At 47.9% G+C, this 23061-nt stretch carries 19 protein-coding genes; 9 read left to right on the top strand and 10 right to left on the bottom strand.

What is annotated here, in order from left to right:
* Window positions 1-7: 7 nt before the first annotated feature.
* Both BFP76_RS00205 and BFP76_RS00200 read right to left on the bottom strand, forming a co-directional pair.
* Window positions 8-1174 carry an EpsG family protein gene (locus BFP76_RS00205; protein ID WP_099591163.1) on the bottom strand — a complete coding sequence of 389 codons (1167 nt, stop codon included), beginning with the start codon at window positions 1172-1174 and terminating at the stop codon, window positions 8-10.
* Between the two features lie 11 nt (window positions 1175-1185).
* Window positions 1186-2487, bottom strand: coding sequence for a lipid II flippase MurJ (locus BFP76_RS00200; protein ID WP_099591162.1), 1302 nt, complete (start codon window positions 2485-2487; stop codon window positions 1186-1188).
* 176 nt (window positions 2488-2663) lie between these two features.
* On the opposite strand from BFP76_RS00200, the gene BFP76_RS00195 reads away from it, so the two are divergent.
* The 3 genes from BFP76_RS00195 (at window position 2664) to BFP76_RS00185 (ending at window position 6782) form a co-directional block, all read left to right on the top strand.
* The gene (locus tag BFP76_RS00195) at window positions 2664-3635 is read left to right on the top strand and encodes a TAXI family TRAP transporter solute-binding subunit (RefSeq protein ID WP_205661318.1); all 972 of its coding nucleotides are present in this window, start codon (window positions 2664-2666) and stop codon (window positions 3633-3635) included.
* A 118-nt stretch (window positions 3636-3753) separates the two neighbouring features.
* On the top strand, window positions 3754-6366 hold the full coding sequence (locus BFP76_RS00190; protein ID WP_420818644.1) for a TRAP transporter permease: 2613 nt from the start codon (window positions 3754-3756) through the stop codon (window positions 6364-6366).
* Window positions 6363-6782 (top strand): universal stress protein, encoded by a 420-nt coding sequence (locus tag BFP76_RS00185; protein WP_099591159.1) that lies wholly within the window; start codon window positions 6363-6365, stop codon window positions 6780-6782. Before BFP76_RS00190 ends, BFP76_RS00185 begins: the two co-directional genes overlap by 4 nt.
* Here BFP76_RS00185 and BFP76_RS00180 read toward each other — a convergent pair whose 3' ends face one another.
* Together BFP76_RS00180 and BFP76_RS00175 are read right to left on the bottom strand one after the other, a co-directional pair.
* The gene (locus BFP76_RS00180) at window positions 6783-8108 is read right to left on the bottom strand and encodes an aspartate aminotransferase family protein (protein WP_099591158.1); all 1326 of its coding nucleotides are present in this window, start codon (window positions 8106-8108) and stop codon (window positions 6783-6785) included.
* A gap of 1 nt (window position 8109) precedes the next feature.
* Entirely contained in the window at window positions 8110-8865 is a 756-nt protein-coding gene (locus BFP76_RS00175) for a beta-keto acid cleavage family enzyme (protein ID WP_165775609.1), read from the bottom strand.
* Window positions 8866-9004: 139 nt separating this feature from the next.
* Between BFP76_RS00175 and BFP76_RS00170 the strand changes: the two genes are divergently transcribed.
* The gene (locus BFP76_RS00170; protein ID WP_099591157.1) at window positions 9005-10420 is read left to right on the top strand and encodes a Glu/Leu/Phe/Val family dehydrogenase; all 1416 of its coding nucleotides are present in this window, start codon (window positions 9005-9007) and stop codon (window positions 10418-10420) included.
* On the opposite strand, the gene BFP76_RS00165 is transcribed toward BFP76_RS00170, so the two are convergent.
* The 6 genes from BFP76_RS00165 to hpaH all read right to left on the bottom strand — a co-directional run bounded on the left by BFP76_RS00165 (window position 10415) and on the right by hpaH (window position 15995).
* Window positions 10415-11164 (bottom strand): PP2C family protein-serine/threonine phosphatase, encoded by a 750-nt coding sequence (locus BFP76_RS00165; RefSeq protein WP_099591156.1) that lies wholly within the window; start codon window positions 11162-11164, stop codon window positions 10415-10417. The two genes, BFP76_RS00170 and BFP76_RS00165, sit on opposite strands and share 6 nt — an antisense overlap.
* The gene (locus tag BFP76_RS00160; protein ID WP_099591155.1) at window positions 11161-12519 is read right to left on the bottom strand and encodes a serine/threonine protein kinase; all 1359 of its coding nucleotides are present in this window, start codon (window positions 12517-12519) and stop codon (window positions 11161-11163) included. The genes BFP76_RS00165 and BFP76_RS00160 overlap by 4 nt, the downstream gene beginning before the upstream one ends.
* Window positions 12520-13455, bottom strand: a complete 936-nt coding sequence (locus tag BFP76_RS00155; protein ID WP_099591154.1) for a TAXI family TRAP transporter solute-binding subunit — start codon at window positions 13453-13455, stop codon at window positions 12520-12522. It abuts the gene before it with no gap.
* A gap of 12 nt (window positions 13456-13467) precedes the next feature.
* Window positions 13468-14343, bottom strand: coding sequence for a MurR/RpiR family transcriptional regulator (locus BFP76_RS00150; protein ID WP_099591153.1), 876 nt, complete (start codon window positions 14341-14343; stop codon window positions 13468-13470).
* A gap of 82 nt (window positions 14344-14425) precedes the next feature.
* The gene (locus BFP76_RS00145) at window positions 14426-15184 is read right to left on the bottom strand and encodes an aldolase/citrate lyase family protein (protein WP_099591152.1); all 759 of its coding nucleotides are present in this window, start codon (window positions 15182-15184) and stop codon (window positions 14426-14428) included.
* Window positions 15185-15194: 10 nt separating this feature from the next.
* Window positions 15195-15995: a 2-oxo-hept-4-ene-1,7-dioate hydratase gene (hpaH, locus tag BFP76_RS00140; protein ID WP_099591151.1), complete on the bottom strand. Its 801-nt coding sequence runs from the start codon at window positions 15993-15995 to the stop codon at window positions 15195-15197.
* A gap of 153 nt (window positions 15996-16148) precedes the next feature.
* On the opposite strand from hpaH, the gene BFP76_RS00135 reads away from it, so the two are divergent.
* From BFP76_RS00135 to BFP76_RS00115, 5 genes are all read left to right on the top strand, one after another.
* The gene (locus BFP76_RS00135) at window positions 16149-16952 is read left to right on the top strand and encodes a TIGR03084 family metal-binding protein (protein ID WP_099591150.1); all 804 of its coding nucleotides are present in this window, start codon (window positions 16149-16151) and stop codon (window positions 16950-16952) included.
* Window positions 16953-17047: 95 nt separating this feature from the next.
* A complete protein-coding gene (locus tag BFP76_RS00130; RefSeq protein ID WP_099591149.1) occupies window positions 17048-17518 on the top strand; it encodes a GbsR/MarR family transcriptional regulator in 471 nt (156 codons plus the stop codon).
* A gap of 57 nt (window positions 17519-17575) precedes the next feature.
* A complete protein-coding gene (locus BFP76_RS00125; protein ID WP_099591148.1) occupies window positions 17576-18748 on the top strand; it encodes an efflux RND transporter periplasmic adaptor subunit in 1173 nt (390 codons plus the stop codon).
* A complete protein-coding gene (locus BFP76_RS00120; RefSeq protein WP_099591147.1) occupies window positions 18745-21876 on the top strand; it encodes an efflux RND transporter permease subunit in 3132 nt (1043 codons plus the stop codon). The genes BFP76_RS00125 and BFP76_RS00120 overlap by 4 nt, the downstream gene beginning before the upstream one ends.
* A gap of 134 nt (window positions 21877-22010) precedes the next feature.
* Window positions 22011-22940: an aminotransferase class IV gene (locus tag BFP76_RS00115; RefSeq protein WP_099591146.1), complete on the top strand. Its 930-nt coding sequence runs from the start codon at window positions 22011-22013 to the stop codon at window positions 22938-22940.
* The last annotated feature ends 121 nt before the right edge of the window (window positions 22941-23061 follow it).

Here is a 23061-nt window from a genome sequence, read left to right as displayed (position 1 = left end):
GTGGCGGTTAACGCTGACTTCGGAAAAATCTTCGCAGTTTTTTGTGACGTTCTTCGCCATCACTTTCGTATCCCAAAACGCTATAAAAGACGTAATTTTGGTAAGGGACGTACATGTAACTTAGGCTTTTTGTCATTGATACTGCGAGATAAACGCCGCCAAAGGAGAATAGCACTAAGCGCATGTATCTTGCGTATTTGAGGTTTGGAATAAAGGTGATCAAACTTACTAAAATAATAAGTTCATACAACATGCGGTTTCTAACCGTGTTTACGAAAAACATAGCCAACGAAACAAGCGTCAAGAATAAAACAATTTTAAGGGCGATATCGGTTGAAGAAAACTTTTGTTGGATAGCTTCTGTTTTGGTTAATTTTGTTTGCGCGAGATTTGCAAACAGCACCACGATTATGAAAAACACAGCAAAGAATACTTGCTCCAAAGTATTGTAACTGTAGTCCCGATCATTGAAATAATATTCTAGTTTAACTGATGCAAAACTAGGTAGAAAGTTTAAGATATATGGAAGAAAGCTGACTGAATTCAAGGCAAGTGCACCTGCGCCAGCCACGATTGTTGTTAGCCAGATTTTTTTAGGCGCACCGATAGCAAACAAAAAAGCGATGACATAAACGGCAGCAGATACTTGAACGAGCACGCTGGCGGTAAAAAGGATGAGTGGAATTCTTTGTTTGTTGAAATATGAAGCTAATGCAAAGTTGAATAAAGAGGTTGCCAGCAATTGTCGTACTGTAGAAAATTCTAGCGTGAATAGTACAAATAAGTGAACCACAATCATTGCCGCAACGATATTTCTGGTTCCCAAGGCACGTCCTAGTGAAATAAAGCTCGCTATGAAAACTGCAAATAAAAACGCTTGCATAAGTTCATAGCTGAAGAACACTTTACTGGATAAAAATGCGAATATTAGGAAACCGAATTCATGGGGATACTTTACTTGGATTGCCGGCATCGACGAAAAAAACTCTATGAAGCCAAGTGTTTTTAAGAATTCAAATTCCTGTTTATAAAGGGGCCAGTCAAATCCAAGTTCGTATCGAAAACCCACGAAGTACATGTTTAAGATTACAAAGCAAAAAATGGTTGCTTGGCTTTGTCGTTTCATCAACGCGACAAGTCCGTGCAGGCTAAAGAATGTAATGTATGGTAGCATGAATCAATTGCCTATCGTTGTACCTGTGACCGCCATTTCAACGCCATTGCCAAAATAACAGCCATCAATAGCTCTGTTATCGCAAGGCTTATTGCGATGCCGCCAAGGCCATAGCCGCTTTTGATCAACACATATAATACACCCGCTTTGATCGCGAGTTTGATCCCAGAGATAACGAAGGTTAAACGCTGACCGCCCGAAATCAACAACACTTGGGTTAAGATCAGCGCCAAAACGATGGGGCCAAGTGACAGCGCGTGCAGGCGAAAAACGCTTGCGGTGCGAAGGGCATCCGATGCTTGGAAGGTTCCGTTTTCATAAACGATGCTTACAATCGGTGTGGCCAGCAAAGACAGGGAAATCCCCGCCAGCGTGGCAAAGCCCGTGACCAAAATAATCGTGCGTTTATGTTGTGCTGTGACCCGCCCCGTATCACGCAAGCTGCGCGCCAGTCGCGGGGCAAGTATCAGATTGGTTGATGTTCCCAATACCGCCGCCGCCGCCATCACCAACGCGTAGCTATATTCAATCACTGCAAGTGTGCCGATTTCCATATTACTGGCCACTGCGCGATCCATAAGGCGCCCGCCTGATAATAAAATCTGTGTCAAAAACACCAAGCCAAGTGGCAATAACAGCGGGCGCAGATGATCCCAATTTGGCCCTGCGGATAAGGCCAGCATCACCCGCCGCCGTCCCGTTTTGCCAATGGCAAAAATATGCACCAGCAATACGGATAACCCCGCCGCCAACGCCGACATCGCCGTGGCCGTGACATCGCGTTGCCCGATCGCAAACACGAATAGCGCCAATACGATCACAAACCCGCCTGATCGCATCAATTGTGCGCTTGCCCCTGGCCAGATTTTTCCACGCACGCTCATTGCGGCGCGCAACGGCAAGGACAAGATCACCATCAAAAACATACCCCAACACAGATAACCTGCATTGATTAATGCCGTGCGTTGCCCGCCCGTAATCCCAGGTGCCAACAATCGCGCCTGTAATGGCATGGTGATCAAACCGATGAAAAAGACACCGACCGCAATCGCCCCAGTTGCCCATAAAATTTGACGCAACGCATGGGCAGGGTGGGATTTTTCACCCATGACCAGCACGGGGATTAGGATTGAAACAAAGGATACGGCCAAGCTATCGCTTAGTATACTGGGCAGGCCAAATGCGACGCGGAATATTTCCAATTCACGCGATGTGCCGAAAATATACGCCAATAATATTTCGCGTAGCAGCCCAGAAAACAAACCCAAGGCAACAAGGGCAGGGATGACGTAAACGGAAAAACGGCGTAACATTGAAATTCCAATAGGTGCAATTTCACTGGGTCATACTGTGATGTTGACCATGCTTGCAAGGAATAAGCGATTTCGCCGAAGTAAGAAAAACAAATGTTATTTTTGACAATAATATAACATAATGTAACATTGGCGCGAGTCGGTGTTTTACCGGCGTAGTTTATTGGGAGAATTCTATGAAATTTCTAAGCTCTTTCGCAGGGACACTTGCGGCGGCTACGATGGTGGCTGGTGTGGCTTCTGCTGCTGACGATACGTTTATCACAATTGGTACAGGTGGTGTGACAGGTGTTTATTATCCAACAGGCGGTGCGATCTGTCGTTTGGTGAATAAAGGCCGCAAAGATCACGGTGTACGTTGTTCCGTGGAATCCACGGGTGGTTCTGTTTACAACATCAACACAATCAAAGCGGGCGAATTGGAATTTGGCGTGGCCCAATCTGATTGGCAGCATCACGCATATCATGGCACATCCAAATTCGAAGAAGCGGGTGCGTTCGAAGGTTTGCGCGCGGTATTTTCCGTACACCCAGAGCCGTTCACAGTTGTGGCACGCGCAGACGCGGGCATCACAAACTTTGACGATCTTAAAGGTAAGCGCGTAAATATCGGCAACCCTGGTTCAGGTCAGCGCGGCACAATGGAAGTGTTGATGAATGCCAAAGGTTGGACAAATGATGATTTGGGTCTGGCATCAGAGCTTAAGGCATCTGAACAGTCTGCAGCGCTTTGTGACAACCAGATTGACGCGATGGTTTACACCGTTGGCCACCCATCTGGTTCGATCCAAGAGGCAACAACCGCATGTGATTCCGTATTGGTAAACGTTGCGGGTGCCGAAGTGGACAAGTTGATCGCAGACAACCCATATTACCGTTCTGCAACCATCCCAGGTGGCATGTATCGCGGCAATGACGGCGACACAGCAACATTTGGTGTGGGTGCAACATTCGTATCATCATCTGCGGTTCCTGCCGATGTTGTATATGTTTTGGTGAAATCAGTTTTTGAAAACTTTGACGATTTTAAAAAGCTGCACCCTGCATTTGCCAATTTGACACAAAAAGAAATGGCAACGGCTGGTTTGTCGGCACCGCTTCATGATGGCGCTGCGAAATATTACAAAGAACAAGGTTGGATTGAATAATCCGACATGATTACCGGGGAGGGGCGATTGCTCCTCCCTTTTTTCGCTGTGGGGACACATGGCGATAAAGGAGAAAATTAAGTTCAGAAAACTGAACAAATTTGGGAGATGAAACATAATGGCCGAGAAGAAACAAAACGCGCCCCTATCTGATGCAGAGCTTCAGGATATGGTGGCATCTGCGGATGCCGGTGCGCGAAGCCCTGCGGGGTCTGTTGGAACATTCCTTGCGGTTTTGGCAATTATTTGGTCTGTGTTTCAGATCGTATTGGCATCGCCAATTTCAAATATGATTTTACCGGGATCGGTGATTAACAGTTCACGTCAAATCCATTTGGGATTTGCGATATTCTTGGCCTATATGGCCTATCCTGCATTTAAAACCAGCCCAAGGCATTACATTCCCTATCTGGATTGGGGGCTTGGGATATTGGGCACGTTTTGTGCGCTTTATGGTTGGATATATTATGCCGAATTGGTGAACCGTCCGGGTTTGCCGACATCGCTTGATATTTTTGCAGCCGCCGCTGGTTTGGTGTTGTTGTTTGAGGCCGCGCGTCGCGCGCTTGGCCCTGCAATGGCGATCGTGGCGATTGTGTTTTTATGTTACGTATTCTTTGGCGCGGCATCTTGGGTGCCAGAGGTCATCCGCTGGAAAGGCGCATCACTGAACAAAGCGATGAGCCATATGTGGATCACATCAGAGGGCGTGTTTGGTATCGCGCTTGGCGTATCAACGAAATTCGTGTTCTTGTTCGTCCTGTTTGGCGCATTGCTGGATAAGGCGGGCGCGGGCAATTATTTCATTAAAATGGCATTTGCCGCCCTTGGTCACCTGCGTGGTGGCCCCGCCAAGGCGGCGGTGGTTGGTTCGGCCGCCACGGGTTTGATTTCAGGTTCATCCATTGCCAATGTTGTGACAACAGGTACATTTACAATCCCGTTGATGAAACGCGTTGGGTTTAGTTCCGAACAGGCTGGCGCGGTTGAGGTTGCATCATCCGTGAACGGGCAAATCATGCCCCCTGTGATGGGTGCGGCGGCGTTTTTGATGGTGGAATATGTCGGCATTTCATATGTCGAGGTGATCACCCACGCATTCCTGCCTGCAACGATTTCATATATCGCATTGGTATATATCGTGCATTTGGAAGCGGTGAAACGCAATATGCCAACCTTGCAAAAGGCAAGCGGTAAGGCCGCTGGCGTTTTGGCAACCGCATTATCAATGCTTGGGTTTTTCCTTGGCTTTGCGGCATTGTGTTATGCCACACAATATCCGGTACGTTGGATTACATCGGCACTTCCTGCCGGATCTGGTATGATCTTGGCTATTCTTTTGGCGGCGATTTATATTGGCCTGTTGTACATGGCCGCACAGGTTCCCGATTTGGAACCCGATGATCCAAACGATCCAAATATCGTTTTGCCAGAGGTATCCGAAATTTATAAATCGGGTCTCTATTATCTGTTGCCGATTATCGTCTTGGTTTATTTCCTGATGATCGAGCAAAAATCACCCGGTCTGTCCGCGTTTTGGGCGACATCGCTGTTGATTTTCATCCTGATTACACAGCGACCACTCAAGGCGATATTCCGCGGTGAAAGCGAAATGGCCGAACGGTTTAAAGACGGCGTTGTTGATTTGTTGCAAGGGCTGATTGACGGTGCGCGCAATATGATCGGTATCGGTCTGGCCACGGCGGCGGCAGGTGTGATCGTGGGTACGGTGACATTGACAGGTATCGGTCAGGTGATGGCCGATCTGGTTGAATTCGTATCTGGTGGCAATCTGATTTTGATGCTGGTCTTTGTTGGTATCTTGTCATTGATCCTTGGGATGGGGTTGCCCACGACTGCGAACTATATCGTGGTGTCATCTTTGATGGCCGGTGTTGTTGTGGAATTGGGTGCGGCCAATGGTTTGATCGTTCCCTTGATCGCGGTGCACTTGTTTGTGTTTTACTTTGGGATCATGGCCGATGTAACGCCCCCTGTGGGGCTGGCCAGTTTTGCCGCCGCTGCCGTATCTGGCGGTGATGCGATCAAGACAGGGTTCATCGGATTTTTCTATAGCTTGCGCACGGTGGCCTTGCCGTTTGTGTTCATCTTTAACACCGATCTGTTGTTGATTGATGTGACCATGATGCAGGGCATTGTTGTGTTCCTTGTATCCACGGCTGCGATTTTGGTGTTCACGGCGGGAACCATGGGGTTCTGGATGACGAAATCAAAAATCTACGAAAGTATTGCGTTGATTTTGATTGCGTTCATGCTGTTCCGTCCTGATTTCTTTCTCAATTATCTGGCGCCTGAATTTGAAACAAAACCAGCGAGCGAAGTGTTCACAATGGCGGAAAATTCCGATGCAGGTGACAGTTTGCGCGTGCGTTTGATCGGCGAAAGCATTGATGGCAATGCGGTTGATTCACAGTTCTTGTTGCCTCTTGGTGATAAATCTGGTGATGGGGCTGCGCGGTTGTTTGACAGCGCGGGAATTGAATTTCGCGAAGAGGACGGCAAAATTTTGGTGGATAACCTGAACTTTGGCGGCCCTGCGGAACAGCTTGGAATTGATTTCGATTGGGAACTGGCCGAATTGCAAGTGAAGGCAGATCGAATGGCAAAAGAAGTCTTCTTTATCCCTGCGTTCATTTTGCTGGGGTTGATTTATATGCTGCAAATGGCGCGCAAACGTCGCGAAGATGGCTTGGTAGGAGAGCAAGCATGAAGAAGATTTTATGTGCCGTTGATCTGGGCCAATCAGACAAAAGCGCGGATGTGTTGAAACAGGCAAATGCGCTCGCGCAATTGCAAGGATCCAAGTTGAGCGTGATCACCGTTGTGCCCGATTTTGGCATGAGCATCGTTGGATCATTCTTTGACAAAGGGTCGTTGGACAAAGCATTGGCAAAGGCGAACGCGGATTTGCACAGCTTTGTTTCAGAAACACTCCCAGAGGCCAAGGTGCAACATATTGTTGCCCTTGGTACGGTTTACGAAGAAGTGTTAGAAGCCGCCAAAAAGCTAAAGGTCGACCTTGTTGTGATCGGGGCGAATAAACCCGATCTGAAAGACAAGATGTTAGGCCCGAATGCGGCGCGCGTTGCACGCCACGCCAAAGCATCGGTTTACATCGTACGTTAATTATCTGGGCAGAACCGCATCAAAGGTTTTGCCCAGTTTTTCGACCAGCTCATCCATGTGATTGTTATCCAAAATAAATGGAGGGGCGAGCAACATGTGATCGCCCAATTTGCCATCACGCGTGCCCGACATCGGGTAACAAATCAGACCGTTTTCAAATGCGGTCTTTTTCATTTTCGCACCAAGGGCGAGCGATGGATCAAACGGTGTTTTGGCATCGCGATCAGATACAAATTCCATCCCAAGGAACAATCCACGCCCGCGAATATCACCGATATAGGGATGTTGCCCAAATATGTTTTCCAACATCTGTTTTAACTTAGCACCTTGTTCCTGAACACGTGTGATCAGATCACGATCCAGCAATGCATTCACCACCGCAAGCCCCGCCGCCGTGGCAACGGGATGGCCGATATAGGTATGGCCATGTTGAAAAAAACCGGATCCGTTTTCAATTGCAGCGAAAATTTTATCGCTACACAACATTGCCCCGATGGGTTGATATCCCGCACCCAATCCTTTGGCGATGCATAGGATATCGGGGGCAACGCCGTCAATATCAGCCGCGAAAAGAGAACCCGTGCGCCCCATGCCGCACATGACCTCGTCCAGGATCAACAAGACACCGTATTTGTCGCAAATTTCGCGGATGCGTTTGAAATACCCATCAACAGCGGGAACCGCACCCATTGTGGCCCCAACGACAGGTTCTGCCATGAATGCCAAAACGGTGCCTGGGCCAAGTCGGATGATTTCATCCTCTAATTCTTGGGCCATGCGCTGGCCGTATTGGTGTGCAGTTTCACCATCATTGCGCCCGATGTATTCGTAACAGGGGGCGATGTGGGATACGTTGATTAACAAGGGATCAAATTGTGCCCGCCGCCACGCATTGCCACCTGCCGCCAATGCGCCAAGCGTATTCCCGTGATAGCTTTGACGCCGCGCGATCAAATGTTTGCGATCAGGTTCGCCGTTTTCCAAATGATATTGGCGCGCGAGTTTGATCGCGGATTCAACCGCCTCTGATCCGCCAGAAACGAAATACACTTTGTCGAGCGGTTTGGGGGCGTGTTCAATTAACAGGCTCGCCAGTTTTTCTGCGGGTTCGGAGGATAGAAACCCCGTATGGGCAAAGGCAACCTTGTCCAGTTGATCCTTGATCGCGATGGTTACATCGATATCACCATGCCCCAGACAAGACACCGCCGCACCACCCGATGCATCCAAATATTGTTTGCCGTTTGTGTCAATTAAATAACACCCTTCGCCGCCAACCGCGATGGGGGGGATGTTTTTGGTATGGCGTGGAAAAACATGTGACATGTCAAATCTCGTTTATCAGGGCGCGTGCAAGGGCAACTGTTTGCGCGTTATTTTGTGCCAGTGTTCCATCTGGCAGGTGAAGATTATTTTCGAAACCGATGCGGATATTTCCGCCCAGTTGTAATGCGTGTTGTGCACATGCCAATTCGTTTTGGCCAAAGGCACAAACAGCCCATTCCAGCGACAGGTTTTTTGTGGCATCCAAAAATGGAAGTAGATCATCGGGCCGCGCGTTAATGGGGGGCGTGTATTGCCCCAACACAAAAATCATGCTGTTCATGGTTTCTGGAATGATCGCGGTTTCAACCCAATGTTTATATTGGGCAATATCGGGCAGACCATAGATGATATGTTGCACATCAATACAGGCCTCTTTGGCAAAACCATAGACATGGGATGCCAAATCGGGGCTGCGTGCGATTTCACGGATGGATACGCTTGCGCGGTGGGGGCGGGTATCTTGCAGGCAGCGCAATTGCGTGTGGACATCGAAAATGCCTCCGCTTTCTGTGGTGATTTGAATGGGCATGTTGGGAACACCTTCAGCCACGCCCGCCATTGTTTCGCGATAACGTCCTGCATCCAAGCTATGCGAACCATCGTCGTTGCGGACATGCAGATGCAATATATCGGCCCCGGCATCAGAACATTCGGCGGCACATTGCACGATTTCATCCAATGTAACAGGTAGGGCAGGGTGATCGGATTTTTGTTTGCGTGCGCCATTTGGCGCCACCATCAATGTTGGGTGTGACATTTCATATTCCAATTCTGCGCCACGATTGCGCATATGTCCAAGATATAACAAATGTTATACTTGGACAAATAAAAAACACTGTGATTTACTTATTTTAGTTTCACCGCATTGTTTCAGAAACATTCAGAAGGATCACATGATGCCACGCAACAAAGAACCGTCTTTTCGCAAATCCGTAGATATGATGTTTGACAAGGCGGTTGGCCTGTTGAACCTCTCGCCTGGGTTGGAAGAAAAAATTCGCGTTTGTAATTCGACCTATACCGTGCGTTTCGGGGTCAAGCTGCGCGGTGATATTCACACATTCACAGGATATCGTTCGGTGCATTCCGAACACAAAGAACCGGTGAAGGGCGGTATTCGTTTTGCAACATCTGTGAACCAAGACGAGGTCGAAGCCTTGGCCGCGCTGATGACATATAAATGTGCCTTAGTCGAAGCACCGTTTGGCGGATCAAAGGGTGGTTTGCACATTGATCCAAACGCATGGGAAGCAGATGAATTGGAACGCATCACGCGCCGATTTGCGTTTGAGCTAATCAAGCGTGATTTGATCCACCCGTCACAAAACGTGCCCGCACCCGATATGGGCACGGGAGAGCGTGAAATGGCGTGGATTGCCGATCAGTTCCGCCGCATGAACACAACCGAAATCGATTCAGAGGCTTGTGTCACAGGCAAACCGTTGAACAAGGGCGGCATCGCGGGGCGGGTCGAGGCGACAGGGCGCGGTGTGCAATATGCATTGCAAGAATTTTTCCGCCATCCAGATGATGTGAAAATCGCGAATATGACCGGCACGCTTGATGGCAAACGCATTATTGTGCAAGGGCTTGGCAATGTGGGTTATCACGCCGCCAAGTTTTTGGCCGAAGAAGATGGCGCATTGATCACTGCCGTGATTGAACGCGATGGTGCGGTTATTAATGACAAGGGTCTGGATATCGAAGAATTGTCCGGCCACATTCGCGCCAACGCGGGGGTAAAGGGATTTAAAGGCGGCGAATACGTTAAAAATGGTTCTGCTGTTTTGGAAAAAGAATGCGATATTTTGATCCCCGCCGCGATGGAAGGTGTGATCAACATGGATAACGCAGATCGGATTAAAACCAAGCTCATTATCGAGGCTGCGAATGGTCCCGTAACCGCAGGTGCGGATGAAATTTTGCACAAGGCGGGTGTTGTGATTATCCCCGATATGTATGCTAATGCGGGTGGTGTGACGGTGTCCTATTTCGAATGGGTGAAAAACCTAAGCCACATTCGGTTTGGTCGTATGCAGCGGCGCCAAGAAGAGGCGAGCAATATTTTATTGATCCAAGAAATGGAACGACTTGTCGGGAAACCCGTATCCGAAGAATTCAAAACCAAATTTTTCCAAGGTGCGGGTGAATTGGAATTGGTGCGTTCGGGGCTGGAAGATACGATGCGTACATCATACCAATCAATGCAATATGTATGGCATAGCCGCGATGATGTGGACAGCCTGCGTACTGCGGCCTATCTGGTGTCATTGGGGCGTGTTGCAGATAGCTATAAGGCGCTTGGTCTATAAAACGAGTGCCACACAAATTGCCAAGTTATCTTGGTTTGGATTTTTTTGTGCATCAATTGAAGCGGCAATTGATGCACAAATTTTATCTGCATCACGCGGTGCATTTTGCACAATCGTCAACAGTTGTTGTATTTTCAAACTATGAAGCCCATCGGTTGCAGGGATAAACACATCGCCCGTTCTCATTTTAAATGGTGTGTTGCGCAGATCTATCCGCGCAATTTCCCCACCCATAATAACAGAAGTAAGTGCAGCGCGGTGTGGGTGTTCTGCTGCCGCTTTTTGTGAAATTTGTCCTGCCATGGCCATTTGATCAATTTGAATGGCCATCGAATGGTCTTCGTTTAAGCGTAAAATTTTTCCATCGCGGATCAAATAAAACGGGCTATCACCAACAGAGGCCCAATATATTTCACCGTTGGCAATGACCACGGCAATAAGTGTTGTACCCATCCCCGCCGTTTGCGGATTTCGAGCGATATAATTGGCCAGCGTTTTATTTGCACGATCCACCGCCGTTTTTAGTTGAACGGGTGGATTTTGTTCTGGTGTGCGCAGGGTGGTATCAACGGCCTCTACCGTAAGGGTTGCCGCAATATCACCAGAGGTATGCCCACCCATACCATCGGCGATAATGATATATCCGTTTTCACCAGATTCATCGAACCAGTAATGCAATACGTCTTCTTGGACTTGGCGTGTGCCTTTGGACATGGCCCATGATGTTTGGGTTTTTAATGTCATGGCTGTTGCACTATCATTGAAAGATTGGCCAGCACAACCGCATCGCCACGACGTACAGAAAACACAGCCTTTGGCAGGTTTTGCTGTTCCAGTTTTTGCAATACATTTTCCAAATCACCGATTTGTGCAACAGACACACCCAACACGCGTTCGGCCAATAAAATATCCCCGATTTGGATGTCGTTGCTTCCTGTAATTGGAGGGGTGGAAATTTGTAGGATCACGGTATTTCCATTTGGAATTTCCACAACTTCCATCCCATTTGAAAATCTAAATGTTCCGTTTTGTTGATCGGTTAAAACGGGCGCTTTGAAAATGTTGTTATGTGTTGGTGGCGTTATGAGCGCCGCAGTTTGAACTGATTGATTTGAATTGTTTGTAATCCAAATACCAAGCCCTGCAATTGCGATGACAATAGATGCAAATGCCATTTTGCTGCCTTGCGTGGGTTTGGGATTTGTTGTTGTGGTGGCAATATGATTAAGCCATTCATGCCCGTTTTGCAGACGTTCCTTTGGCGAAACATTCATCGCACGATCAATTGCGATCAATAAACCTGTTGCGTGTTCTGGGTGTTTCCCCGACAGGGGAATATATGGGTCTTCTTTTTCTTGTGCCAATGCCAAAAGCCGTGCTTGGCTTTCGGCTGGGGCGGTGCCGCTGATCGTGTGATATAGTGTTGCCGCCAACGCATACAGATCACTGGATGGGAATTGTTGTGCGCCTGATACATAGAATTCTTGTGGTGAATATCCTTCTTTGGTGACACGGATGGATGTCATTTTGGGGCCGTGCTGGCTTGCCTCTTGTTTGGCGGCGCCAAAGTCGATCAGAACAGGGTTGTCGTTTTGATCAATCAAAATATTGTCGGGTGAAATATCGCGGTGCAACATGCCACTGGCATGAATTGTATCAAGCGCATCCAAAAGTTTGAGCGCGATGGAATGAATTGTGCTGGGGGACAGGTTTCCCTGTTCAATCCGATCTGTAAGTTCCTGACCGTTGATAAAATCCATCGCCATATAGGCAGTTTGATTTTCGTCAAAAACCTGATGCACCTTGACGATATTTGGGTGTTCAAATTGTGAAAGATTTCGCGCCTCTTCGACGAATGCTTTGACAATGGAACGAAATTCTTCGCGATGGCTGATGGCACGTGTGCCAACATCCAATCCAGAACGGCGGCAAATGGCGCGTGGGAAGCATTCCTTAATGACCATCGGGCGATCAAGGCTATCCACCGCCAAATAGGTAATGCCAAACCCGCCATCATTTAGGAATTTTTCAATCCTGTATTGCCCCTGTAACAAGGTCGTGCCGATTGGCAATGGGTCTGAAAATTGATCCAATTGCATTTATTGCACCGTTTCGGGTTGTGCCAACAATCGCGCCATTGGCAAAAAGCGACGCCAGCCTGGAACGGTGGCACGGGGCGAAAATTCTTGCCATTTTGTGTGGCGTGCAGGGTTTTTAAATGCGTCTTGATTTTTTAACAATGCTTCGCAAAATGCAGCCAAGGCATGATACCGCGGCGTGTTTTCGTCCAAATCGTCAAACACCGCCAATATCGCGCCCACAGAAATTGTTTGAACAAACCCGTTTTCGATCAAGGCAGGATAATCGCTGGATTTAAAAATAGAGGGTTGATAGGTGCTGGCGAGCAATGCGGAAAACGGCAGTGGGATCAGGCGTAAATTGTCAGCCTCGGTCACACCATTTAAAAATGCAGTTGGTTTTCCCGCAACAAACATCATGGCGTCGATGTTACCAGATTTTAATCCTTCGAGCGCATCGGTATGGCGCAAATGGTGTTCTGTCACCGCAATATCCAGAAATTTAAGAACCAAACGGGATGTGGATTCTGATCCGCTCCCTGTGCCACCAGTGCTGACGTTTTTGCCAGACAGATCATAAATCGAATGAATGTCGGAATCGCGCCGCGCAAGCACGTGTAATTCTTCGTTATAGATTTTGGCGATATAAGATATTTTATCCAACGCTGGCGCATTTGGATCGGTTAGGCGAATTTGGGTGAGCACATCGGATTGCACCAAGCCCATATCAACGTAATCCAAGTTGAGGATATCGTTAATATTACTTTGTGATCCACGCCCAAGCATCGGGATAATGCGCAACCCTTCGTCACCATCCAATACGGCAGATAGATCAGCGCCAATTTTCACATATGTCCCTGTGGCGTTTCCTGTGATCATGCCGATATTATTATCGTTCGCATATCCACACACAGATGCAGAAATCAGGAATAGTGAACACAATAAATATCGTAACATTTCACCCCCCCCTTAGAATGGCGAAGACCCATCCATTCGCGCCTTGAGCTCTTGGTAAGATTTGATGTTGTCTTGGGCCTGTTGACCGCCTTCTTTGACCAACAGATGAATCAGGCTTTCCAGAATTGACATCACGCCAAGATAGCAGGCAAACCCATGTGGGCTATCCATTTCGGCGGTCAGAACTTCATCCGGTTTCAAATCGGCAAGGGGTAGTTGTGAATCGGTGATGATTAACAATCCCAAGCCCTTTTCACGTGCAAATTTACAGGCGTTCACCGTGATCTGAGAATAGGGTTTTACGGTGATCGCAAGCAACACATCCTGATCAGAGGCAAAATTTAGATCATCAATCGGATTGGCCATATCACGCGGGATCAATTGCACATTGGGTAAAACCAAGCGCACCACATGTTGAAAATAATATGCCAGCGAATAACTGGCGCGTGTGGCGGTGACATAAACTGTGCGTGCCTTTGTCAGACGGGAGACGAATGCATCTGCCTTTTCTGGTGTCATCTGGCGCAGGCTGTGTTTTAAAATCGACATCGCATTTTCGGCGGAATTGGCAAGTGCCGTGCCTGTTTCCCCCTCAAACGATAATTCATCAAGCCAGTTGGAATTGATGATCGGTTTGGATGACGCACGCAAGGCGCGGCGAAACGGATCGCGGAATTCTTCAAACCCCGGATAGCCAAGCTCGCGCGCAAGGCGCACCAGAGAATAGGTGCTAACCCCAATTTTTTCCGCGGTGGATCGAATGGGATCAATGCCAAAATCGGCGGGATGATCAATCACATATTTCGCGGCCAGCTGTAATGTGGGGGGCAGATCCGAATATTGATCGCGGATCATTCCCAATACTTTATTTTGCTGTGCCGTGCCCATGCAATAAATTCCTCGTTATACGTGTTGTACGTTTATACGACATTGCAGCGCATCTGCGCCAGTGGCGAGTTGTTGAAATATCCTAAAACTCTGATCGTAAATTGTTTGCACCAGCCGAAAGCAAACCGATATCGGAACCCACCGCAACAAATTTCGCACCCGCATCAATGTATCCTTGAGCAAGTTTTTTGTCAGGAGTTAAAATACCTGCGGCCTTGTCTGATGCAACGATTTTGGCGATGGCTGCATTGATGGCATCTTGGACGGCGGGTGTTTCTGGTTTACCCGGATATCCCATATCCGCGGCCAAGTCGGCAGGGCCGATGAAAATTCCATCAACATTTTCGACCTTTAAAATCGCATCAAGATTATCCAACCCTGCGCGGCTTTCAACTTGTAACAGCAAACAAATTTCATCGTCCGCTGTGGTGATGTAATCGGGAATTGTATTGTAATGGGATGCACGTGCCAATGTTGCCCCAACCCCGCGGGTGCCTTTGGGTGGATATTGCACGGCCTTTGCCATTTCGCTGGCATGGGTTGCGGTTTCGATCATCGGGATCAAAATGGTTTGCGCGCCCACATCCAATACCTGTTTCACCATCCAAGTTTCGCCAATAGGGATACGCACAACAGGCGATGCATCGGTTTGAGCAATGGCATTTAATTGGGCATGTATGGATTGCAAATCATTCGGTGCATGTTCACCATCAAGAACCAACCAATCAAAACCACGCCGTGCGCAAATTTCGGCGGATACTGGGCTGATCATTCCAAGCCATAGGCCGATCTGCACATCGGTTGAAAGCCGTTTTTTGAATTTATTTATCGGTGCGGGCATGAATTTTCCTTTATGCGAAAGTGCAAGAAACATGGCCGTATGGGCCGTAATCAGCATTGATAACAGAACCAGAAGGGGCCTCGATCGGGCGGATGAAGGACCCTGATAAAACGATGTCACCCGCCTTGATCGTGTCACCATATTCAGCAAGCCGATTGGCAAGCCAAATAATACCTTGGGCGGGGTGATTTAAAACACCAGCGCCAAGGCCGGTTTCCTCTACCTCGTTGTTGCGGCTGACAATGGCGCCCATCCAGCGCATGTCGATGTCATCTGGGCGGAGCTTTTGATCACCCATCACAATTCCCGCGTTGGCGGCATTATCTGCAATGGTATCGAATACTTTGCGTGCAACACCGGTTTTTGGATCGGCGCGCAAAATGCGTGTGTCCAAGATTTCAAGGGCAGAGGATATGTAATCCGTTGCATGTATCACTTGTTCCATGGTGATATTGGCGCCAGATAAATCTGATTTCATTACAAATGCAATTTCCGCCTCGACCCGCGGTTGGATAAAGCGATTTTTGGGAATGGTCGCACCGTTTTCAAACGCCATATCATCCAGCAAAATACCGCTGTCTGGAATATCAATGTTTAACGCATATTGCATTGCCTTGGATGTAAGGCCGATTTTCCAACCAATCCCCGTTGCGCCAGCAGCAATTTTTTGCGCGATCAATGCTGACTGTATTTTATAGGCATCTTGCATATCCAAATCGGGATATTGTACCGACAACAATCCAATTTGTTCGCGCGTTTTTTCAGCAACAAACAAACGCTCAGCGGCGTCATTGATTTGATCTGGGGTCATTAATTGTGGCCTTTATTCAAGAAAAACAAACTGCTTTTGGGCACGATAGGGTGGGATGTTCGCCCTTGCAAGTGGTGCAGATTGGGGCGGATATAAATTGCAAGCCTTTGGGAAAACATCCAAAGTGTGAATCAAGATGAACGAGGGGGTGTTATGCAACAAGCCAAAGATTTTCGAGATGAATGTTTCGCGTTGGCAGAGCTGATTGAACCGTTCACAGATCAAGATTTTGAACACAAAACACAGTTCAAAGGTTGGACCATTAACGACATCCTTGGGCATTTACATATGTTTAATTATGCCGCCGAAATAACATTGCGCGATGGTGCGTTGTTCGACAAGTTTTGGGCGGATGTCACGCAACAGCTCGCATCAGGTAGATCGTTATTAGAAACGCAATATCCGTGGCTTGATGGATTTAAGGGACAAGATTTATTTCATGCGTGGAAAGAAGGGTGCGAAACACTTGCGGATATATATACAAAAGCTGATCCAAAACATCGGGTGAATTGGGCCGGGCCGCAAATGAGCGCAAGGTCTTCGATCACTGCGCGACAAATGGAAACTTGGGCGCATGGGCAAGCGGTGTTCGATTTGATGGGTCAGGTGCGCAAGGATAGGGATCGCATCAAAAACATCGTGTTTTTAGGGGCAAATACATTTGGCTGGAGCTTTATTAACCGCAAATTAGATGTGCCAGCGGATATGCCATATCTCAAACTGATCGCACCCTCTGGTGCGGTTTGGGAATGGAACGCACCAAATACACATAACGTGATAACCGGGAATGCAGTGGAATTTGCGCAGGTGGTTACCCAAACGCGAAATGTGGGTGATACTGCATTGCAGGTCTTCGGTAAAACTGCGCGTTCATGGATGGATATTGCACAATGCTTTGCGGGAGGAGTTGAAAACCCTCCTCCTGTGGGGACACGTTTCATGCTGAGAAAAAATTAAAAAAATTTGTTCAATTAAAACTGAACAGACTGTACATTGACGATCTAAGCGCCTATATGCCGTATCAACAAGTTGCAATTGATCGGAGCAGTTCAGTGCAAAAAGAAATCGAAGTTGATACAGTTCGCGCCGAATTCATCGAAAAAATTGGCGTTAGCGCCCAAAACGAAGGATTGCCACGGATCGCAGGGCGCGTTTTGGGCACGCTGATTTTCGACGGCAAACCCGCATCATTTAGCGATTTGGCAGAGTCACTTTTGGTCAGTCGCGGTAGCATTAGCAATAGCGTGCGCCTGTTAGAGGAACGTTTGTTGATAAAGCGCGTTGCCAAAGCAGGGGATCGCCAAGATTATTTTCAACTGGCGGAAAACCCATATACATCAATGTTAGACGGTGTGGTGAATCGCATTGCACGGGTTAAATCGGAAATTGATGAAAGCTTGGCACAAATTCCCGATGATGTGGATGGCCCACGTGCACGATTGGCACAATATGCAGGGTTTTACGGGGCGATGGTGTCAGGGTTGGAAGCGGCCTTGAATGACCTTCGACAGGAAAAACCTTAATCACTTTAATTTTGAGTTATGAATACAGCTAATTTGGCGCTGCCAAAGGATAGAACGATGTCTGATACAGAAAACCAAACACCACAAACACTTGCATTTAACGATGATGCAGGATCGTCGCGGCCAAAATGGTTGGCGGGTGGAATTATTCTATTGCTGGTATTGTGGATGGGAAGTGGTTTCATTTTCCCAACCGAAGCAACCGAAGATGCCAACGATAAAAATCAGGAACAAAAACTGGTTACAGTGGCTGTAAGTAAATCGACGGCGCAACCTGTTGTGCAGTATTTCGTGGCAGAAGGCCAAGCGCAGCCAGATCGTGATACATCATTGCGAAGCGAGACATCGGGCAACATTGCCGAAATTTTGGTGCAAAAAGGTACGATGGTGAAAGGTGGCGATATCATCGCACGGTTTGATCCTGCACAACGCGCATCAGATTTGCTGCGCGCCCAAGAAGAATTGGCACGTGCACAGCGCGAATTTGACAATTCCGAGTCTTTGTTGAAACGCGGTGTTGCCACTGCCGATCGCGTTGCGCAAGCACGCGCGACATTGGCATCCGCAACCGCAGGTGTGGCTGCGGCGCAAAGCGCGATGAACAACACCGAAATTTCCGCACCATTTGATGGACGTCTTGAAACATTAGACATCAATATCGGTGAATATGTCAGCGCGGGTACGGATATCGCGCGCGTTGTTGACAATACTCCGCTTACGGTTTCTGTGCGCGTTCCCCAACAAACATTGCGCAAATTGAAAGTGGGCCAAGAGGCGGACGTTCAATTCATCACTGGTGAAACTCGCCAAGGTAAAGTCAGCTTTGTTGGAACAAGTGCAGATGCCGCAACACGGACGTTTTTGGCAGAAATCAGCGTTGAAAATGACGACGGTGCAATTCCCGCAGGGGTCAGTGCGGAAATCCGTGTACCCGTAAGTGAAAGCGTTGCCCATTTCATGTCACCCGCCATTTTATCGTTGGATACAGATGGCACGTTGGGTGTGAAAACGGTGGATGATGCAAACAAGGTTGTGTTTAACAAAATTGAAATTGTTCGCGCACAAACCGATGGTGTTTGGGTTACTGGTTTGCCTGATCAGGCGGATATTATCACTATCGGTCAGGGCTATGTCGCCAACGGGGATGAAATCAACCCACAGATCGATGAGAAAATGCAAAAATCTGCGATTTCCGTTGATCCAACACGTTATGCGGGATTGAACAAATGAACGGTTTAATCGACGCTGCATTTTCTCGTTCGCGCGTTGTTGCGCTTACGTTGATAATGATCCTGACCATCGGGGCAATTTCATATGTTTCGATTCCCAAAGAATCCAATCCTGAAATTCCAATTCCATTGATCTATGTTTCAACGGGTTTGGACGGTATTTCGCCAGAAGACAGTGAACGTTTGTTGGTTACACCGCTTGAAACCGAGCTCAGCTCGTTAACAGGGTTAAAGCAAATTGATGGTAACGCAGGCGAAGGGTATGCCAGCGTACAGCTTGAATTTGAACCAGGATTTGACGCCGATGCAGCAATGGACAAGGTGCGCGAAGCAGTTGATCGCGCAAAATCCGATTTGCCATCTGATGCGAATGACCCCGTGGTAACGGAAATCAACACCGCGCTTTTTCCGATTTTAACCACCATCCTGTCTGGGTCCGTACCCGAACGTACGTTGAATATCCTTGCCGAAGATTTGAAAGATCGTTTGGAAGGTGTGGAAGGTGTATTAGAGGTGGATGTCGGTGGTTCGCGCGACGAATTGTTAGAGGTCTTGATCGATCCAACGGTTTTTGAAACCTACAACATTTCATTTGATGAATTGATCGGACAAATTACGCGCAACAATATGTTGATTGCCGCTGGTGCGATTGAAACAGGGGCAGGGCGTTTGGTTCTCAAGGTTCCTGGTTTAATCGAAGACATTCAAGACGTGATGGAATTACCCGTCAAAGTACGCGGAGATACCGTTGTGACATTTGCCGATGTTGCCACCATTCGAAGGACATTCGAAGACCCATCCAGTTTTGCACGTATCAATGGACAGCCCGCGCTGGCATTGGAAATTAAAAAACGTTCAGGTGCAAATATCATTGAAACCGTCGCAGCCGCCAAAGAAGTGATTTTAGAAGCACAAGCCGAATGGCCCGAAAGTGTGAAAATCAACTATCTCCAAGACGAAAGCAAACAGGTCAAAGACATGCTCAGCGATCTGGAGGCAAACGTGATTGCCGCGGTCATTTTGGTGATGATCGTGATTGTTTACGCATTGGGTATTCGTTCGGCAATCTTGGTTGGTTTGGCCATTCCTGGTGCGTTTTTGGCGGGTGTAACCGCATTGTTGGCGATGGGTTATACGATGAATATCGTGGTGTTATTTTCCCTGATTTTGGTAGTGGGAATGTTGGTGGACGGTGCAATCGTCACCACCGAATTAGCCGATCGTAAACTGCAAGAAGACATGGCGCCAAAACAGGCTTATGCATTCGCCGCCAAACGTATGGCGTGGCCCATCATTGCATCAACCGCCACAACATTAAGTGTGTTTTTCCCGCTGTTGTTTTGGTCGGGCACGGTGGGTGAATTTATGAAATTCCTGCCAATCACGGTTATTATGACACTTGGCGCATCATTATTTATGGCACTGATTTTTATCCCTGTTGTTGGGGGCATTATTGGTAAACGTCCGCCACAATCCGCAAGAGATAAGGCAACGTTGCATAACGCCGAAACGGGTGATCCGCGTAATATGACAGGATTCACAGGTGGATATGTTCGCCTGTTGCAATGGGCGATTTTACGCCCTGGTGCGACCGTTTTGTTTGCGATTGCAATGTTGCTTGGTTCGTTTGGTCTATATGGCCAATTGGGAAATGGGGTAACATTTTTCCCATCCGTTGAACCTGACTTTATGCAGGTACAAGTGCGCGCGCGGGATAATTTTTCAATTTACGAGCGTGACGGATTGGTGCGTGAAGTCGAAGATCGATTGCTGAATTATGATGAAATCAAAAGCGTTTATGCAAAAACTGCGGCCGATCAGCAATCGGATGAAGAGGTGATCGGTTCGATTCAGCTTGAACTATTGGACTGGGACAAACGGCGCACCGCTGCGAAAATTGGCGAGGATATTCGTGCCGAAATGACCCAAATCGCGGGTATTGATGTACAGGTTCAAACCGAAAGCGGGGGGCCGACGGCCGGAAAACCCGTGAATTTGAAAGTGATTTCGAATGATCGCGTTGCACAAGAAACCGCAGTTGGCGAAATTGTGGAACGCATGGAAAAAATCGGGGGTTTTACGGATGTTACTGATACGCGCCCATTGCCAGGTGTTGAATGGAGCATCAAGGTAGATCGATCAGAGGCCGCCCGTTTTGGTGCAGATATTAGCCTGCTTGGCCAAGCAATCCGTCTGTTAACACAGGGGATCACGGTTGCCGATTATCGTCCAGATGATGCAGATGGTTCTGTGGATATTCGTGTGCGTTTCCCATCCCAAGATCGCACGTTCGAAGAATTGCAAAGCCTGCGTGTGCCTACGAATGCCGGGCTGATTCCTATTTCCAACTTTGTCACATTTGAACCTGCACCACGCACAGGTACGATCCGTCGGATCGACCAGCGACGCGTGATTTCGATCGAGGCGAATGTGGCGTCAGGTGTGTTGGTCAATGATCAAATCAACGTTTTGCGCACAGCATTGGAAAAAACGGAATTCCCGTCGAATGTGACATGGTCATTTGCTGGTGAAGCAGAAGAACAACAAGATGCGATGATATTCTTGATGGGTGCATTTGCCACCGCCATCGGTTTGATGTTCATCATTCTGGTCACGCAATTTAATAACTTTTATCAAGCATTTGTCGTGATGTCGGCGATCATCTTTTCGGTGGCTGGGGTGTTGTTAGGATTATTGGTAACAGGCCGCCCGTTTGGCGTTGTTATGGGGGGGATCGGTGTGATTGCCCTTGCGGGGATCGTTGTGAATAACAACATCGTTCTAATTGATACATATAACGATTTGAAACGCGAAGGCATGTCACCGTTAGAGGCGGCATTGCGCACAGGGGCACAACGTTTACGCCCGGTTGTTTTAACCTCTGTCACCACTGCACTTGGATTGATGCCGATGGTGATCGGGTTGAACATAAACTTTTTCACGCGTGAAATTGTTTATGGGGCACCGTCAACACAGTGGTGGACAGAACTATCCAGCGCAATTGCGGGTGGTTTGGTTATTGCCACGATCCTTACGTTGGTTGTCACACCTGCGATGTTGATCTTGGGCGAAAAACGCCCCAAGCGAAGCAAGACACCTCCGGTGGAACCGCTGGCTGCGAATGTTTGATTAAAAGCGTCCCAATGGGGGCGCTTTTCTTTTTTCCATCCTTGTTCATTCTTGTTTTTTAGCGTTTATTTGGCGACAAGCGGTGCTGTGCACCAGCATATGTTTTTATCCATCTTCAAAATATTGGTCCAACAATGAACACAACCCCAAGCCATTCCACACATGACGCCCAAGAAGACATTCGAAATCAGGACATTCTGATCTATGTGAACGGTGAAATTGTGCCGCGTGATCAAGCATGCGTTTCGGTTTACGACAGTGGTTTCATGCTGGGGGACGGTATGTGGGAAGGAATGCGTTTGTATGATGGCAAATGGGCATTTTTTGACGAACATATGGATCGCCTATTCAATAGCTGCAAGGCGGTGTCGCTTGATATTGGGATGGATCGCGCAGGGATATTGGATGCGCTCACCAAAACGGCGGCGGCAAACAATATGACCACTGATGTGCATTGTCGTTTGATGATTACGCGTGGTGTGAAGGTAAAACCATTTCAACACCCCGCCTTGTCCCAATCGGGACCAACGATTGTTATAATCATGGAACATTCCAAACCCGCAGAGAGTTTGCATAAGGCAGGTATCCGTCTGGCAACCGTGCCACAGGTGCGTGGATTGCCAATGTCACAGGATGCAAAATTCAATTCACATTCAAAATTGAATTGTGTGATTGCCTGCCTACAAGCAGAACAGGCGGGTGCAGACGAAGGTTTGATGCTGGATCCACATGGGTTTGTGAACACCACAAATGCTTGTAATTTTTTCATCGTGCGAAGCGGTGCAGTTTGGACATCAACGGGGGATTACTGCATGAACGGCGTCACCCGTCAAAAGGTGATCGATCTGTGCCGCGCCAATGATATTCCCGTTTTTGAGAAAAACTATTCCCTGTACGAGGCTTATGGTGCGGATGAGGCGTTTTTAACCGGAACCTTTGGCGCGCAAACTCCAGTGGCCGAGATTGATGGCAAAAAAATTGGCGATCATGAAGGCGCTGGCCTCATGACGCAACGCCTGCAAAAGCTTTATAAACAATTGATTAGCGATCATATTTCATCCTGATCGGACAATCATGTGCTTTGCCGTTACGCAACACTTGAATTGTAAATCCTTGGGGTGCTGGATTTGATTGATAAATCATTTATACAATCGTGCAAGGATCACCAGATAGTAGCCAAGGAAA

This window comes from Paramylibacter kogurei, from assembly GCF_002742285.1.
Taxonomy (GTDB): domain Bacteria; phylum Pseudomonadota; class Alphaproteobacteria; order Rhodobacterales; family Rhodobacteraceae; genus Amylibacter; species Amylibacter kogurei.
This window is presented reverse-complemented; position numbering and strand designations above follow the sequence as displayed.